Source organism: Brevibacterium sp. 1718 (assembly GCF_051131255.1).
Lineage (GTDB): Bacteria > Actinomycetota > Actinomycetes > Actinomycetales > Brevibacteriaceae > Brevibacterium > Brevibacterium sediminis.
The window spans coordinates 1769907-1786208 of the sequence record NZ_CP186550.1 but is presented as its reverse complement, the minus strand read 5'-3'; the positions used below and the strand labels follow the sequence as shown (position 1 = coordinate 1786208).

At 64.7% G+C, this 16302-nt stretch carries 16 protein-coding genes; 6 read left to right on the top strand and 10 right to left on the bottom strand.

Annotated features, from left to right (window positions below):
* Window positions 1–6: 6 nt before the first annotated feature.
* The 3 genes from ACOZ9V_RS07995 to ACOZ9V_RS07985 form a co-directional block, all read right to left on the bottom strand.
* Entirely contained in the window at window positions 7–1077 is a 1071-nt protein-coding gene (locus ACOZ9V_RS07995) for an NADH:flavin oxidoreductase/NADH oxidase (protein WP_181270424.1), read from the bottom strand.
* 82 nt (window positions 1078–1159) lie between these two features.
* Window positions 1160–1939, bottom strand: coding sequence for an alpha/beta fold hydrolase (locus tag ACOZ9V_RS07990; RefSeq protein WP_139466920.1), 780 nt, complete (start codon window positions 1937–1939; stop codon window positions 1160–1162).
* 96 nt (window positions 1940–2035) lie between these two features.
* The gene (locus ACOZ9V_RS07985; RefSeq protein WP_139907616.1) at window positions 2036–2677 is read right to left on the bottom strand and encodes a thymidine kinase; all 642 of its coding nucleotides are present in this window, start codon (window positions 2675–2677) and stop codon (window positions 2036–2038) included.
* 157 nt (window positions 2678–2834) lie between these two features.
* On the opposite strand from ACOZ9V_RS07985, the gene ACOZ9V_RS07980 reads away from it, so the two are divergent.
* From ACOZ9V_RS07980 to ACOZ9V_RS07970, 3 genes are all read left to right on the top strand, one after another.
* Window positions 2835–5063 (top strand): NADP-dependent isocitrate dehydrogenase, encoded by a 2229-nt coding sequence (locus ACOZ9V_RS07980; RefSeq protein ID WP_434595015.1) that lies wholly within the window; start codon window positions 2835–2837, stop codon window positions 5061–5063.
* 102 nt (window positions 5064–5165) lie between these two features.
* A complete protein-coding gene (locus ACOZ9V_RS07975) occupies window positions 5166–5624 on the top strand; it encodes a LapA family protein (RefSeq protein ID WP_139466917.1) in 459 nt (152 codons plus the stop codon).
* A gap of 3 nt (window positions 5625–5627) precedes the next feature.
* Window positions 5628–6272 carry a 4'-phosphopantetheinyl transferase family protein gene (locus ACOZ9V_RS07970; RefSeq protein ID WP_181270421.1) on the top strand — a complete coding sequence of 215 codons (645 nt, stop codon included), beginning with the start codon at window positions 5628–5630 and terminating at the stop codon, window positions 6270–6272.
* Between the two features lie 183 nt (window positions 6273–6455).
* On the opposite strand, the gene ACOZ9V_RS07965 is transcribed toward ACOZ9V_RS07970, so the two are convergent.
* Both ACOZ9V_RS07965 and ACOZ9V_RS07960 read right to left on the bottom strand, forming a co-directional pair.
* On the bottom strand, window positions 6456–6845 hold the full coding sequence (locus ACOZ9V_RS07965) for a hypothetical protein (protein ID WP_172169086.1): 390 nt from the start codon (window positions 6843–6845) through the stop codon (window positions 6456–6458).
* Window positions 6842–8236 (bottom strand): PLP-dependent aminotransferase family protein, encoded by a 1395-nt coding sequence (locus ACOZ9V_RS07960; RefSeq protein WP_172169083.1) that lies wholly within the window; start codon window positions 8234–8236, stop codon window positions 6842–6844. The genes ACOZ9V_RS07965 and ACOZ9V_RS07960 overlap by 4 nt, the downstream gene beginning before the upstream one ends.
* A gap of 218 nt (window positions 8237–8454) precedes the next feature.
* On the opposite strand from ACOZ9V_RS07960, the gene pdxS reads away from it, so the two are divergent.
* From pdxS to ACOZ9V_RS07945, 3 genes are read left to right on the top strand one after another with little or no spacing between them, the layout of a single operon-like run.
* Window positions 8455–9336 carry a pyridoxal 5'-phosphate synthase lyase subunit PdxS gene (gene pdxS / locus ACOZ9V_RS07955; RefSeq protein ID WP_139466913.1) on the top strand — a complete coding sequence of 294 codons (882 nt, stop codon included), beginning with the start codon at window positions 8455–8457 and terminating at the stop codon, window positions 9334–9336.
* Window positions 9333–9914: a pyridoxal 5'-phosphate synthase glutaminase subunit PdxT gene (gene pdxT, locus ACOZ9V_RS07950; RefSeq protein ID WP_434595010.1), complete on the top strand. Its 582-nt coding sequence runs from the start codon at window positions 9333–9335 to the stop codon at window positions 9912–9914. Before pdxS ends, pdxT begins: the two co-directional genes overlap by 4 nt.
* Window positions 9915–9924: 10 nt before the next feature.
* Window positions 9925–11526: a helicase HerA-like domain-containing protein gene (locus ACOZ9V_RS07945; RefSeq protein WP_139907601.1), complete on the top strand. Its 1602-nt coding sequence runs from the start codon at window positions 9925–9927 to the stop codon at window positions 11524–11526.
* Here ACOZ9V_RS07945 and ACOZ9V_RS07940 read toward each other — a convergent pair.
* The 5 genes from ACOZ9V_RS07940 to ACOZ9V_RS07920 form a co-directional block, all read right to left on the bottom strand.
* Complete coding sequence (locus ACOZ9V_RS07940; protein ID WP_434595007.1) at window positions 11509–12558, bottom strand: diacylglycerol/lipid kinase family protein; 1050 nt, start codon at window positions 12556–12558, stop codon at window positions 11509–11511. The two genes, ACOZ9V_RS07945 and ACOZ9V_RS07940, sit on opposite strands and share 18 nt — an antisense overlap.
* A 35-nt stretch (window positions 12559–12593) precedes the next feature.
* Window positions 12594–13703 carry a winged helix DNA-binding domain-containing protein gene (locus ACOZ9V_RS07935; protein WP_172169074.1) on the bottom strand — a complete coding sequence of 370 codons (1110 nt, stop codon included), beginning with the start codon at window positions 13701–13703 and terminating at the stop codon, window positions 12594–12596.
* 88 nt (window positions 13704–13791) lie between these two features.
* Entirely contained in the window at window positions 13792–15093 is a 1302-nt protein-coding gene (locus ACOZ9V_RS07930; protein WP_181270418.1) for a carboxylesterase family protein, read from the bottom strand.
* Between the two features lie 9 nt (window positions 15094–15102).
* Entirely contained in the window at window positions 15103–15606 is a 504-nt protein-coding gene (locus ACOZ9V_RS07925) for a phosphoribosyltransferase (protein ID WP_025778180.1), read from the bottom strand.
* 59 nt (window positions 15607–15665) lie between these two features.
* On the bottom strand, window positions 15666–16145 hold the full coding sequence (locus tag ACOZ9V_RS07920; protein ID WP_434595002.1) for a DUF2087 domain-containing protein: 480 nt from the start codon (window positions 16143–16145) through the stop codon (window positions 15666–15668).
* Window positions 16146–16302 lie beyond the last annotated feature (157 nt).

Sequence of the window (16302 nt, the reverse complement as noted above, 5' to 3'; positions counted from 1 at the left end):
GACAGGTCACCAGGCTCCGCGGGTGTACTGCGGAGGGTAGGGTCCGGGTTCGGCTCCGAGGACATGGGCGGCCCGCTGCGGCCAGGAAGGTTCGCGCAGGGCTGCTCGGGCCATGAAGATCGCATCGGCCTGTCCCGTGCTGAGGATGGTCTCGGCCTGCTTCGGATCGGTGATGAGTCCGACGGCTCCGGTCGGCACGCCCTCGGCGCGGATCGCCGCGGCCAGCGACACCTGGTAACCGGGACCGATGGGGATCCGCACCGGATAGTTGCCGCCCGAGGAGACGTCGATGAGGTCGACTCCAGCCTCCGACAGCGCACGGCTGACATCGGCGGCTTCGGCGATGTCGAATCCGCCGTCGGTCCATTCGCTGGCCGAGATGCGTACGAACACCGGCACATCCTCACCGACCTCGGCGCGGACGGCCGCATAGACCTCGTGGAGCAGTCGGGACCGACCGGCGAGATCGCCGCCGTATTCGTCGCTGCGCTGGTTCGACAGCGGGGACAGGAAGGAATGGAGCAGATAGCCGTGGGCTGCGTGGAGCTCGACGAGGTCGAACCCGGCATCGATCGAACGTCGGGCAGCGGCCGCGAAGGCGGCGACCACCTCGGCGATGTCGTCCTTCGTCATCTCCACGGGCTCGGCCAGCTGCGGATAGGCGATGGAGCTGGCGCCGAACGTCGGCCATCCGCCCTCGGACTCGGGGACGCTGCCCTTCGGTTCACCGGTGAAAGGACGATAGGTGCTGGCCTTGCGGCCGGCATGGGCGAGCTGAATGCCGATGATGCTGCCCTGGGAGTGGACGAAGTCGACGACGGCCGACCATGACTCTGCCTGGTCGTCGTTCCAGATTCCGGCGTCCTGTGGTGAGATTCGACCTTCGGGGACGACTGCGGAGGCTTCGGTGAGGATGAGCCCGAATCCGCCCTGCGCCCGGGCACCGAGGTGGACGAGATGCCAGGGGCCGGGCATTCCGTCTTCGGCTTCGCAGGAATACTGGCACATCGGTGCCAGCCAGATGCGATTGGGGATCTCGGTTCCGCGCAGTGTCAGCGGTTCGAACAGCTCAGTCATGACATCAGTCTGCCAGTTCCGCTCGGACTCAGACACCGGTCCCGAATACCGGAACGGCGAAGATGCCGCGGTCCGCTCCACTCTAGAGCTGGCCGCAGAACTCCTGGATGTGATCGACGACGATCTCAGGGTGTTCGACCATCGGCAGGTGAGCGGAGTCCGGGATCGTGGCGAAGTGCGAACCTTCGATCTGTTCGGCCATCTCCGACATCGCTTCGGGAGTGCAGCCGGAATCCTGGGCGCCGGCGATGACGAGCGTCGGGGTGGCGATCGAGCCGAGCTTCCCACTCAGATCGTAGGTCTTCAGCGCCGAGGCGGCCGCGATGTACGCCTCGTCATCGACCAGGGCGAGGTCGGACAGGATGAGGTGGCCGGTGGCGATGTCCTCGCCGAGGAACCCGGCGGCGAACCACCGATCGGCGGTGTCATCGACAAGTCCCTTGGTGCCGTCGGCGCGGACTTCGCCGATGCGTTCGTCCCAGGATTCGGGAGTGCCGAACTTCTCGGCCGTCGCACAGGCGACGAGTCCGGTCAGCGAATCGGGGTGGTTGAGCGCCAGGGTCAGACCGACGCCGCCGGAGATCGAGACTCCGCAGTAGATGAAGGACTCCACCCCGAGCTCGGCGAGGGACTCGACGACACCGGAAGCCAGCGCTTCGACTGTCAGCGGGGCGGCCGCCTCGGCGAGGGAATCGCCGGCGGGAAGGGTATGTCCGGGAAGGTCGGTGAGATAGATCTGGAAATCGTCGGCCAGACGCGCGGCCACGGAGGTCCACAAAGGCATCCGAGTGCCCAAAGCGTTGCCGAAGACGAGGACGGGAGAACCGGGATTGTCGTTGAAGGCACGAACGGCGATGCGCATGGAGGCTCCTTGAGAACTGAAAGTGCGAACGGATTTCGACTGGATACGACGGTCGTCGATGAGCTGGATTCGACGGGGAAGCTGTGTCGGGATCGGTCAGGAGTCTGTCGTTGACAGCCTACCGCCGGAGTACTCGAGATAACAGCTCGGGCACAGTGACTCATAGGTCACGGAATTGCCGTCGATGGCGACCTGATCGCCGTCGAAGATGAACTGTCCGTCGACGAGGCGGCCGTTGAACATCGCCTTGCGGCCGCAGCGGCAGATCGTCTTGAGTTCTTCGAGGGTGTGAGCGATCTCGAGCAGTCGCGCTGAACCGGGGAATGCCTTCGTCTGGAAGTCTGTGCGGATTCCGTAGCACATCACCGGCACCGAGGCGGTGGTGGCGATCCGCATGAGCGAATCCACTTGGACGGGGCTGAGGAACTGCGCTTCGTCGATGAGCAGGCACGCGACCGGGATCTTCGGGGCGTCGATGGATTCGATGAGGGCATCGTGGTCGACGTAGTCGGCATGTTCGGCATAGATCCGCTCCACGTCACCGTCGGCGGGGATGACGAAGTCGACCTCACGGGTGACGCCCAATCGGGACACGATCTGCGATGCGCCTTTGGTGTCGATCAGCGGCTTGGCCAGCAGAACGCGCTGGCCGCGTTCCTCGTAGTTGAAGGCCGCCTGCAGAAGAGCGGTCGACTTGCCGGAATTCATCGCCCCGTACCGGAAGTAGAGTTTGGCCACTGTCGTCCTCTTTCTGTTGTCCGTGCCGACACAGAAGACTACCGGGTGCCACCTGGGGATGTGAGCACCATCATCGGCCGGGGCCGCCTACCGAAATGGCCCAGAAGGTAGGATGGAGGGCGATAAACCCCAAGAAGATGCGGAGTGGTCCTTAACTATGGCTAAAATCATTTACACGCGCACGGATGAAGCGCCGCTTCTGGCGACGTATTCGCTCAAGCCGATCATCGAAGCCTTCGCCACGTCGGCCGGTGTCGAGGTTGAGACCAGGGACATCTCTCTCGCCGCACGCGTGCTGGCCCAGTTCAACGACCGTCTGCCTGAGGAACAGCAGGTCGGCGACGCACTCGCGGAGCTGGGCGATCTCGCCAAGACCCCCGATGCCAACATCATCAAGCTGCCCAACATCTCGGCGTCCGTCCCGCAGCTGAAGGCGACGATCACCGAACTGCAGTCCCAGGGCTACGACCTGCCCGCCTACCCGGAAGAGCCTTCGACCGATGAGGAGAAGGACGTTCGGGCACGCTACGACAAGGTCAAGGGTTCGGCCGTCAACCCGGTGCTGCGTGAGGGCAACTCCGACCGTCGCGCTCCGCAGGCAGTGAAGAACTTCGCCAAGGCCCACCCGCATTCGATGGGCGAATGGTCCAAGGACTCGAAGACCCGCGTCGCCACCATGGGCTCGGACGACTTCCGCGACAACGAGAAGTCCGTGATCATCGAGGCCGATGACACCCTGTCGATCCGCCTGCGCACCGCTGCGGGAGAGACGAAGGTCCTCAAGGAGTCCCTGCCCGTCCTGGCCGGCGAGATCGTCGATTCGACGAAGATGAACGCCGCCGCCCTCGACGAATTCGTCAAGGACCAGATCGCCGCGGCCAAGGCCGACGACGTCCTCTTCTCCGTCCACCTCAAGGCCACGATGATGAAGGTCTCCGACCCCATCCTCTTCGGCAAGGTCATCGAAGCTTTCTTCCCCGACGTCTTCGCCGAGTACGGTGACGTCCTCGCCGAGGCGGGACTGACCTCCGACAACGGACTGGCCGCCATCCTCGCCGGGCTCGACACCCTGCCTGCCGAGGCGGCTGCCGGAGTCAAAGCCGGAATCGAGAAGGGTCTGGCCGACGGGCCCGACCTGGCCATGGTCAACTCGCACAAGGGCATCACGAACCTCCACGTGCCCTCCGATGTCATCGTCGATGCCTCTATGCCGGCGATGATCCGCGTCGGCGGCAAGATGTGGAACAAGGACGACCAGACCCAGGACACCCTGGCCGTCATCCCCGACTCCTCCTATGCCGGCGTCTACCAGACCGTCATCGAGGACTGCCAGGCCAAGGGCGCCTTCGACCCGCGGACCATGGGCACCGTTCCCAACGTCGGTCTCATGGCGCAGAAGGCCGAAGAGTACGGCAGCCACGACAAGACCTTCGAGATCCCGGAGGCCGGAACCGTCGAGGTCGTCAACTCCGCCGGCGATGTGCTGATGAGCCACGAGGTTGCTGCCGGTGACATCTGGCGTGCCTGCCAGACGAAGGACATCCCCGTCCGCGACTGGGTCAAGCTTGCCGTCACCCGTGCCCGCCTGTCCGAGACTCCGGCCGTGTTCTGGCTCGACGAGACCCGCGCCCACGACCGCAACATCACGTCGAAGGTCGAGGAATACCTCAAGGACCATGACACCGAGGGCCTGGACATCCGCATCATGAACCCGGTGGAGGCCACTCAGTTCTCCATCGACCGCATACGCGAGGGCAAGGACACCATCTCGGTGACCGGCAACGTCCTCCGTGACTACAACACCGACCTGTTCCCGATACTCGAGCTCGGCACCTCGGCGAAGATGCTCTCCGTCGTTCCGCTCATCGCGGGCGGCGGGCTGTTCGAGACCGGTGCCGGCGGCTCGGCTCCGAAGCACGTTCAGCAGCTCGTCGAGGAGAACCACCTGCGCTGGGACTCCCTCGGTGAGTTCCTTGCCCTGGCAGAGTCCTTCCGCCACGAGTTCAACGTCCACGGAAACGAGCGGGCCGGCGTCCTGGCCGACACCCTCGACGCCGCGACCGGCAAGTTCCTCGAGGAGAACAAGTCGCCGTCGCGCAAGGTCGGCGAGATCGACAACCGCGGCAGCCACTTCTACCTCACCCTGTACTGGGCGCAGCAGCTGGCCGAGCAGACCTCGGACGAAGCTCTGGCCGAGGCCATCTCCCCCGTGGCGAAGGCACTGGCTGAGAAGGAGGACGCCATCGTGGCCGAGCTCCTCGAGGTTCAGGGCAGCCCGGTCGACCTGGGTGGCTACTACTACCCGAACGATGCGAAGACCGAAGCCGCCATGCGGCCTTCGGCCACGCTCAATGAGATCATCTCCTCGCTGAGCAAGACCGTCTGATCAACTGATCGACTCCCCTTAGGAAAGAGTCCCGGCAGCGGTTGCCGGGACTCTTTCTGCAAACCTGACTTATGCGCCCTATCAGCAGTTATGATGGGGCGCATGAGTACTCAAGACCCGCGTGGCGATTCGCAGACGCCCGAAGAGCTCCTGGCCGAAACCGATTCAGTCCTCGGCAGCGATACTCCCGCGACGGGCGAGACCGCTGCGGTGGACAAGACCCGAGAGATGTCCCCGCAGGAGCGGCATGAGCAGACCCAGCCTCCGACGGGACACACCGGTGAACTGCCGTCGACGAAGGCCGGATCCGGAATGTCCGCGGGAATGTGGGTCTCCCTCATCCTCGGCGCCCTCATCGTCGTCCTGCTGCTCATCTTCATTCTGCAGAACAATGTCCCGGCCGAGTTCAAGTACTTCGGCTGGCAGTTCGAACTGCCCCTGGGCGTGGCGATGCTCTTCGCTGCGATCGGCGGCATCCTCATCGCCGGAATCATCGGTTCGGTGCGGATCTTCGTGCTCAACCGCAAGCTGAAGAAGATCAACAAGGCCCTGGGCCGCTGATCGATGGCGCACCACCCCAGCTTCACCGAACTGCCCACCGAGCTGCCCGTCACCCTCATCCTCGCCGATACCTCGGCCGAAGCGGCCTGGGCGCGGGATGACGATTCCGTGCTCACCGAGCAGGAACGCAACTATGCGAAGGAATTCGACGCCGAGGCGGCCGCCACCTGGTCTGCCGGCCGAGTCGTCCTCCGCCATGTGCTCGGAGCGCATCTGGGTCAGGACCCCGCCGCGATCGAGATCCGCCTCGACTCGGCGGGCAAACCACGTCACGACGAGTGTGAATTCTCCGTGTCGAGGTCTCGTCGTCTCGTCCTCGTCGCCGTCGCCGACGACCCGGTCGGACTCGACATCGAAGCGATCCCCGAGCGAGATGTCGCACTGGAGGCGATGCAGCTGCTCCATGAGAGAGAACGGGCAGAACTCGAAGCGCTTCCCGATGACGACTTCGCCGCCGGCTTCGTCCGTGTGTGGGCACGCACCGAAGCTTTCCTCAAGGCGCTGAGCACGGGCCTGGCTCGCGATCCGGGTCTCGACTACATCGGCGCCGGACCGGAACCGAACTCACCGCATCCCGATGTCGACATCCACGATCTCGAGGCCGGTATTCCCGACGGACATATCGCGGCCATCGCCTTCAACCGCTGAGCGCACCGTCGCACCAAAGCGAGAATTCTCCGCCGATCAAGGCCTACAGCAGATATGTGCCGGTAGACGGGCGCACAAGTGCGCCAACGCTTGATCGACGGAGAGCGGCGCGCGGGAACGCTTGATCGACGGAAAGCACCGTGCGGGAACGCTTCATCGGCGTAGGGCGGCGTGCGACAGCGGTCAGGGGTTCTGCGGCTCGTCTTCGCTGAACGACGGGCCGTTCTCGCCGGTCGTGAAGACCACGGCGATGCCCAACGAGCCCACTCCGACCAATCCGAAGAGGACCCAGGCGCCGGCAGGGTTGCTCGCAGCGGCGAGGATGAGGCCGACGACGACCGCGACGATGAGAAGCGCGTCGAAGACCATCGGGAACTTCAGGTAGCGTTTCTCCCCCTTGGTCACGGCATAGGAGATCTGGGTGGCAGCGCTGAGGAAGAGCAGCACCAGCGCGGTGACGACCAACCAGCGTGGGGCGAGGAAGAAATCCTCGAGCCCGCCGATGAAGATGAAGCCGAGCACGGCCAGCAGCAGCTTGATGATGCCGTCGACTGCAAATCCGGAATTCCTCATGACTGAATCCTACTCAACAGGGACTTCACCGCCCCCAAGGCCTCCCGCAGCGCAGGGGCCTCGACGTTCGAATGGGCGATGACCAGACCGTGTCGAATCTCGTCGCCACCGGTCCAGCCGCGAGCCAACGAGGCGACGAGGATGCCGCGCTCGGCTAGCTCCCTCAGGAGGCTTTCGGCCTGGGCCTGAGACGTTTCGATGACGAGGGTGCGTCCCTCGTGGACGAGACCGGGGATCGGGCCGATCTCGGATACGACATCCTCGGCGGCCCGGAGTCGCCGCCGTCCCCGGGAGATGCGGCGACGCAGCCCACCGGAGCCGAGGTAGGAGGCGATGGCCATCTGCAGAATCGGCGAGTAGGCCGGCCCGAGTGCCGCGCGCAGGCTCATGAGCTCCTCCGAGATCGGTCCGCGAGCGATGACGTATCCGGTCGATACGGCCGAGGTCAGCAGGGCAGAGAAGGTGCCGATGTGGACGACCTGCGCGCTGCTGCCGGTCGATGATGCGAGGTCGAAGAGGGTCGGCAGCACTGTGCGGGTGAAGCGGGCCTCACTGTCGTAGTCGTCCTCGACGATGAGGACGTTTCCTCGAGCTGCCCAGTCCAGCAGGCGGGCACGCTGGTCGACCGGCATCGGTGTTCCGTGCGGGAACTGGTGATTCGGTGTCACGACGGCCGCAGCCACATCGGCCCGTGCCGGCGAGGAGCCGACCAAGTCCAGAGGCACAAGCTGCTGGTCGGTCATCGCCTGGCGCAGACCCGGGAAACCGGGATTCTCCACGGCGATGGATCCGGAGACGCCGAGGCTCAGCAGCAGGCGCAGACCATCGCGAGACCCGCTGGTGAGGATGATCTCGTCGGGGTCGACGGCCATCCCACGAGTCAGCCGCAGATAGTCGGCGATCGCCCACCGGGCACGGGGCTGGCCCAAGGGGTCGATCGGGCCCGGGTCGAGGTCGAGTGATTCCCTCCAGGCCCGACGAAAGGCCGGTTCGCGCAGAGGATCGTCACCGCCGAACCCCGGGCGCAGGTCGACATAGTTGCGCAGGCGCCGCCTCGGCGAGTCCGGAACTCGGCGCTTGGGACGCACCGTCGTCGAGGCGGCGGGCAGGTCGGGATTGATCCGCGTGGCCGAACGCTCGGCGGCGATGAGGAATCCTTCCACGGCAAGCTGCGCATAGGCGGTCTCCACACTGCCGCGAGAGATTCCGAGATGCTTGGCCAACCGACGGCTCGAAGGCACAGCATCCCCCGGCCGCAGAGTCCCCTCCGAAATCAGACGACGCAGCTCCTGAGTGAGCTGATCCGGCAGCGGAGTCGACAGACCTTTGTCGACGTTCACCGGCAGAGCGATGCCCTCGGCCTGAGTGCCGTTCGGTGACTTCGTGACCATGAGTCGATCATAGAGCGATCACGTCTATCTGGCCTAAAATACTTGCATATTACTGGCTCTCTCAATGAGCCACTCATCGGTTTAGGCTGGTCGAGAACGGCCGTTCACCCCGAAGAACCACGATCCCTCCGACCTCCGGCAGCAGACAGAGATCCCTCTGTTCTGTTCCCCGTGGCGACCCGGATCGACTCCGCGACAGTGAATGGATCTACACCACAATGACCGAAACACAGACCCTGCTCAACACCGGACTGGCTCAGATGCTCAAGGGCGGCGTCATCATGGACGTCGTCAACGAAGAGCAGGCACGCATCGCCGAGGCGGCCGGCGCTTCCGCAGTCATGGCCCTCGAACGCGTCCCTGCCGACATCCGCGCACAGGGTGGAGTCGCCCGGATGAGCGACCCCGACCTCATCGACTCGATCATCAGCGCCGTGTCTATCCCGGTGATGGCCAAGGCCCGCATCGGCCATTTCGTCGAGGCCCAGATCCTCGAGACCCTCGGTGTCGACTACATCGACGAATCGGAGGTCCTCTCCCCCGCCGACTACGTCAACCACATCGACAAGTCCGTCTTCAAGGTGCCGTTCGTCTGTGGTGCGACCAACCTCGGTGAGGCTCTGCGCCGTATCCAAGAGGGCGCATCGATGATCCGCTCGAAAGGCGAGGCAGGAACCGGCGACGTCTCCGAGGCGATGCGCCACCTGCGGACCATCAACTCCGAGATCCGTGCACTGGGAGCGAAGAGCGAAGACGAGCTCTACGTCGCGGCCAAGGAGATCGCCGCCCCGTACCACCTGGTCAAGCAGGTCGCCAGCCTCGGCCGTCTGCCCGTCGTGACCTTCGTCGCCGGCGGCATCGCCACCCCGGCAGACGCAGCGATGATGATGCAGCTCGGTGCCGACGGCGTCTTCGTCGGCTCCGGCATCTTCAAGTCCGGCAACCCGGAGGCCCGTGCGAAAGCCATCGTCGAGGCGACCACGCACTTCGATGACCCGCAGGCCGTGGCCGAGGCATCCCGCGGACTCGGCGATGCGATGGTCGGCATCAACGTCGCCGACGTCCCCGCACCGCACCGCCTGGCCGAGCGCGGCTGGTGAGAGTCGGCGTCCTCGCCCTCCAGGGAGCCTTCCGTGAGCACCTGCTCATGCTCGGCTCCCTGGGGGTCGACACCCTCAAAGTCACCAGGTCCGAACACCTTACGGGCCTCGATGCGCTCGTTCTGCCCGGCGGTGAGTCCACTGCCATGGTGCGCATCGCCGCCGGCACGGATCTCTTCGCGACTCTGCGCGAACACATGGCCGGCGGTCTGCCGGTCTTCGGCACCTGTGCCGGACTCATTCTCTTGGCCGACCGGCTCAGCGACGATTCGCTGGGTGGGTATGACCGCCTCGGCGGGCTCGATATCATCGTTGCCCGCAACGCCTACGGTCGACAGCGCGAGTCCTTCACCGCCCCGCTGACCGTACGCGGACTGGACGAACCGGTCGAGGGCACATTCATTCGTGCCCCGCAGATCCTCGAGCTCGGGCCTGACACCGAGGTGCTCTCCCGTCACGACGACGTGCCCGTCCTCGTCCGGCAGGGCTCGGTCTGGGGTGCCAGCTTCCACCCGGAATTGGGCACCGACGGACGAATCCATGCAGAATTCCTCCACCACCTCGGTGCCGCTGTGTAAAGATTGACTCATGACTGAGCAGGCGTTGCAGACACTCAAAGACGGATACACCTTCGACGGCGAGACACTCGATCTTGGGGTCGCCCTGAACGGTGAAGAACCCTCGAAGGAGACCCCGATCTCCATCCCGTTGTCCATGCTCAATCGGCACGGCCTCGTCGCCGGTGCCACGGGAACCGGTAAGACCGTGACCCTGCAGGTGCTCGCCGAGCAGCTGTCACGGGCCGGAGTGCCGGTGTTCGCCTCTGACATCAAGGGCGATCTCTCGGGCATCGGCGCTGCCGGCGTCGAATCCGACAAGCTGCGCAAGCGCCTCGATGCCGCCGGTCAGGACTGGCAGTCGCGGTCCAATCCGACCGAGTTCTACACTCTCGGTGATTCGGGGCTCGGCACTCCCCTGCGAGCGACGGTGACCTCGTTCGGGCCGATTCTGCTGGCAAAGGTGCTCGAACTCAACGACACTCAGGAATCCGTCCTCTCTCTGGTCTTCCACTATGCCGATCAGGCAGGGTTGGCGCTGCTCGACCTCTCCGACCTCAAGGCCGTCCTCACCTTCCTCACTTCTGACGAGGGAAAGGCCGATCTCGAAGGCATCGGCGGGGCGTCGAAGGCCACCGTCGGCGTCATCCTGCGCAAGATCTCCGAACTCGCTGCCCAAGGCGGCGACGTGTTCTTCGGCGAACCGGAATTCGACACCGCTGATCTGCTGCGCACCGACGACAACGGTGCCGGAATCGTCTCTGTGCTCGAACTGCAGAAACTCAGTCAGTCGCCGGCCCTGTTCTCCACGTTCCTCATGTGGCTGCTGGCCGACCTGTTCCAGGACCTGCCGGAGGTCGGCGACCCGGACAAGCCCTCGCTTGTGTTCTTCTTCGACGAAGCCCACCTGCTCTTCGCCGGCGCGTCGAAGGCCTTCCTCCAGTCGGTGACGCAGACCGTGCGACTGATCCGCTCGAAGGGCGTCGGCATCTTCTTCGTCACTCAGACGCCGAAGGATGTTCCCGAAGATGTGCTCGCACAGTTGGGTTCGCGCATTCAGCACCAGCTGCGGGCACATACACCCAACGACGCGAAGGCTCTCAAAGCGACCGTGCAGACCTTCCCGAAGTCCGACTACGACCTCGAAGAGCTGCTCACCTCGCTCGGCATCGGCGAAGCCGTGGTCACCGTCATGGACCCCGATGGTGCTCCGACCCCGGTGGCACCGACGCGAATGCGAGCCCCGGAGTCGAAGATGGGGCCGATGAGCGAGGACGAGATCAAAGCGGCTGTGGCGGAGTCGCCCCAGCATGAGAAGTACGGGACCGCGATCGACAACGAATCTGCCCGCGAGATCCTCACCAAGCGCCTCGAAGGCGGGTCAGAAGCTCACGCCGAGGAACGGAAGTCAGCTCCTGCCGATGCGCCCGCCGAGAGTCAGGGTCGCGACGCTTCAGCGGACAAGATCGACTTCCCGGAGGAGTCAGGCGGTTCTGGGAAGAAGTCGGCGAAGAAGGACGACGAGAACCTGTTTTCCCAGGTCGTGAAGTCCTCGGCGTTCAAACAGTTCACAAGGACCGCGGCACGCGAGATCGCACGCGGAATCTTCGGCACCTCACGACGCCGGCGCTGATACCCGCAGTGTCTTCTCACCGGCGCTCACCCGCAGTTCCAGGCAGTCGCCGATGAGGTCTCCGTCGAGTTGTGCCGGTACCGGATATTCGACGGTGACCGTCGTCTCGGTTGTGCGCCGATAGTTCATGAGCGGGTGGGCCTCCGGTCTGCCCTGCAGGCATGCCGCGGCGATTCCTGCCCAGGCTCGGCACCGCGCCATGGGTGAGTGCGGAAACGGGCCGACGGTGAGCATGGAGAAGGTCGGAGCATCAATGCGCGCTTCGGGGAACACGGCGATGGGACCGGCAGGACGGGCGACCTTCGACGCCATCACCGACCACACCAGCCCCGAGTCGGTTCCCTCCCCTGTGCTTGCGGTGTCTTCCGCTCTTGCGGCGTCCCTCATGCTTGCGGTGTCTCCCGTGCTCGCGGTGAAATCTGCGGCGACGAGGGTCTGCGCGGCTCCCCAGGCGTAGCCGAGCAGCCCGAGCGAGACATGGTGGTGGGCGACGGCCCGGGCGTCTCCCCCGATTCCTGCGAGACTGATGAACTCGGTGCGATGTCGAGCGCCGTCGGCCGTCTGGTACTCCGCAGTATTGATCGGAACGTTCCGGAGGTTCGGCGGATAGCCGTCACGGATGATCGAGGCGATCGTGCGCTTGCAATGGTCAATGGCGTGCCGGGAGGATCGGAGGCCGATATGGCGGCTGAGCACGTTCGCGGTCCCGGTCGGGACGAGGAACGTCAGGATGTCCGCCTCGGCGAGTACCGGCGCTGTCGCTCGGATGGTGCCGTCGCCACCGAGGATGATGACGATGTCAGCGCCCCATTTGACGAGCTGTTCGGCTTGCCAACGACCGGAACGGTCGACGCTGGTGGTCATGCTTCGGTAGTGCGCGCCGGTATTGCGCAGTTCCGGCACGAGCTCGGCATACGCCCGCAGGGTCGCCGGGTGTTTGGGATTGAGGATGATCCCGACGGCAGTTCGGCCCGCAGGCGATGCCGGTCGGTCGCCTTCACCCACACGGCTGGCCCACTGTGTGCGTGTCATGTGGCGATCGTCCACCGTCGGTCGTCTCTGCGTGCTCAGACGAAGGCCGGGTGGGTTGCACTCACCGATTCGACGGCCTCGAGGTCAACCTTCTCCCCTGGGAAGGTGTCGACGCGGACCCGCGGACCGGTCTTGAGGGGTGATCGTTTCCAGGTCGCGCGTGCGCGGGTGCCGGTCACCACCGTGTTCTTGAACATTCCGTTGCCTCCGGGCACAACGAGTCTCTCATTCGCAGGGTCGAGTGTGGCGCTGCGGTCCTTGTACCCGAGGATGATCTCGTCGAATCCCGGCAGCAGCATGGTCTCCTGCGCCGCCGTCTCCCATTCGGCCAGTCGGTCCTCCAGATCCGGTGCGTGAGCGTAGTCGGTGCCGTCGATGTCGGTGCTCACGATCTCTCCGGCATCGATTCCGGCGCGGATGGCCTTTCTCATTCTCGTCTTCGGCAGTCCCGTCCACCGTGTCGCGTCATCGACTGTGACCGGTCCGTGACTGGTGACGAAGCGTCTCATCCATTCGTGGTCGGCCGCCTCGGTGTCCAGCTCTGTAGGTGTGGGCACCCAATCGGCGGTGAGCACGTATTTCATGTCATCTTTGCCCTCGATCACGGGGGCTTGGACGATGATGTTCTGCAGCGCCAAGGAAGTGATGAGGTAACGGGCGTGGCCGTATTCGTCTCCGGCACCGATGGGAGCGAACGCTTCGAGCAGCTCTTCGCGCGTCAGCGGTCCCCGGTCCCGGATGGCCGCTGTGGCGAGTTCCGCTGCAGTATCGAGCATCGCGTCGGTGATGCCGAAATACTCGCGCCGCTTGGCCGTGGATTTCATGATCCGTGCCCCGGTGAGGCCGAGGATCCACCCGATGTCCTTGGCCGTGGTCAGATGGATGGTGCCGCGCTGGGTCCAGGAACGCACGATCTCTCCGGAATCGATGGCGGCACGGACCGCGGCCACACCGTCAGTGACATCCGGTCCTAGGCGCAGGGCGATGGAGATCAGTGCACCGCCGAGAGCTTGGGCTTGGACACAGCCGAGATGCTCGACGACTGCGCCGGCGGTTGAGAGGTCGGTTCCTGTCGGTGACTCGGGTGGAGGTCCGATGAGTCCCTGCGAGATCAGACGGGCTGCCGAGATCTGATGTGCGTCCATGGTCCAACGGTAGTGCACGCCGGTGACATGGCGGTTGTGAAAAGACGACAGAGCTGGGATCGCAGACGGCGATCGTACAGTTGACCGTTCAGCCCATGATGTCGATGAGTCCGGGCACCCGCACCCGCGGCAGTGTGCCCGAGGAGGCGAATTCGCCCCAGGTCCGGCGCAGCTCGGGACCGGCGATATCGGTGGTCGCACCGTAGTCGAGGAAGGAATCGTGCCAGATATCGCCGGGGAAGATCAGCGGCAGATCTCCGGAGTGGGCCGCGTCGAAGAAGCTGCCGTCTCCGCGGGAGACGATGAGCAGGCGGGCGCCTTGACCGCCGGACATCCGGTGGCGGTCGTAGAATTCGCGTCCGGCCCGGGTATAGACCGCCGAGGTGATTCCGGAGATGAGGGATTCGAGCATCGGCGAGGTCAGGGTGCGATCGTAGAGGCGACGCAGTGCGGGAACGAAACCGGCGAAGAACGCGATCTCCCGTTCCGTGCGGGTCATGAGGACGTCGAATTTCGGGGCGACTTCGGCCCAGGCCTCGGCTGCCTTCGAGCGTGATGGCAAAGGGTACTGGCCGTAACGGACTCCGAAGCACATTCCGGCATGCAGACCCCCGACGAGGGCGGCTTTGTGCACTTCTTCCTGCGCTCGGAGGATGCCGTCGACGCCGGCTTCAGGGTCGATCTTCTGGGCGACTTTCCCCATTGCCCAGTTCATTGCGTCGGTGCCGCCGGCGAGTCCCAAGGGTGCTGAGGCCATGAGCACACGATGGAAGAGTCCTGCGGTGCCTTCGGCGATCATGAGGTGGGCGCAGGCGTCTGCTCCGGCGCTTTGCCCGGCGATCGTGACGTTGTCCGGGTTGCCGCCGAAGGCGGAGATGTTCGTCTGCACCCAGCGCAGGGCGGAGATCTGGTCGAGCACTCCGAGGTTGAGGTGTTCGTCTCGGCCGGTTCCGAGGTATCCGAGGACTCCGAGGCGGTAGGTCACGGAGACGACGATGATGTTCTGCTCGGCGGCCAGGGCGTGCGGATCGTAGATCTCCGCGTCCCCGGCCCCGGCGACGTAGGCTCCGCCGTGGATCCAGACGAGGACGGGAAGCCCCGCCTCGGTGATGGTGTCCTTCGGCATAGTCACGCTCACGCGCAGACAGTCTTCGCTGATGGGCAGCCCGCCGAGCTGATCGAAGGTCATTCCGGCATTCGGGTCGCGGCGCAGCTGCGGGCTTGCCGGGCCCGGTCGACCGCCGTCGATGAAGTCCACCGGAGGTTCATCGACGGGAGGGAGGAAACGACCTGCACGGGCGTAGCGGATGCCCCGTGCGCGGATCACGTCGTCGTTGACGTAGGCGCGCACGCGTCCGCACGGGGCGGCGATGTCCCGTGTCTCCTCCACTTGGTCAGCTTACTTGCTGGGTTCGACCGGGGGTTCGGCCGACCAGGGGAAGACGATCCACTGATCGGTGCGCTTCCACACGAAGTCCGGGTCGATGATCGATGCGGACTTCGCGTAGATGACGGCCGACTGGGCTTCCGCACCGTGTTTGCGCAGCAGTTCGAGGACGAGGGCGAGGGTGCGGCCGGAGTCGGCGACGTCATCTACGACGAGCAGCTTCTTGCCCTTGATCGCTTCGATGTCGAGCATCGGGGCGAGCAGGATGGGGTCGGGCAGGGTCTCGTGGACGTCGGTGTAGAACTCGACGTTGATGGCGTCGGAAAGCTTGAGTCCGAGCGCGTAGGCGAGTGCTCCGGCGGGCAGCAGTCCACCGCGGGCTACGGCGATGACGATCTCGGGATCGTAGTCGGAATCCGCGATGGTCTGCGCCATCTCACGCGCCGATCGGCCGAACATGTCCCAGCTGAGAATCTCTTTTTCGTCGAGATCGGTCGAATCGGCGTGATAGGCCATGGATGCTCCTCGTGTCTGCCCGTTTGTGGTTCGAGCTTCAAGGATACGCTGTCGCCGGTTCAGCGCAGAAATACCTCGAGTCCGGCTATCTCCTGCGCCTGCGAACCGGTATGGGTCGGCGGGTTCGGGTTGACCCAGTACTCCCCCGTGTGGGCATTGCGTTCGAGCAGGCGGTAGTCGATGAGTTCGCGACGCAGCAGGGCGAAGTCCGGATGGAAATCCCCGAGGATGCCGTTGAGTCGTTTCTCGGCGTAGACCTGGTCCGGGTCGAGGGCGGCGAGGACTTCGATGAGGACGAGCACGAGGGCGCGTCGTTTCGTCGGAATGGCGACGATGTGGCCGTCCGGCATGAACGTTTTCAGTGTCTTCGCCCGAAACCGTGCGATCTCCGGGGCGATGACGGATTCGCTGCGGGAATCACTGTTGGATCCTGAACCCTGTTTCGCGGCGACCAGCGCGGTGCGGGCCGTGGTGTAGTTCTCACCGGTTTCGGTCATCCGCGTGCGAACGAGCTTCTTGAAATCCTTGTCCTTGGTCATGGTGTCACTTCCTCAAACGACCAAGTCTCCCCCAGCACGAAACCTGGTCAGGAAATCACCGTGCCGGTTTCGTCCGAGGATTCTCTCCCCTTCGCCATGCGGTCGGTGTGCTGGGAACACGACCTCGGCTGGGCGTTGGATGCGCCGAACACCAGTA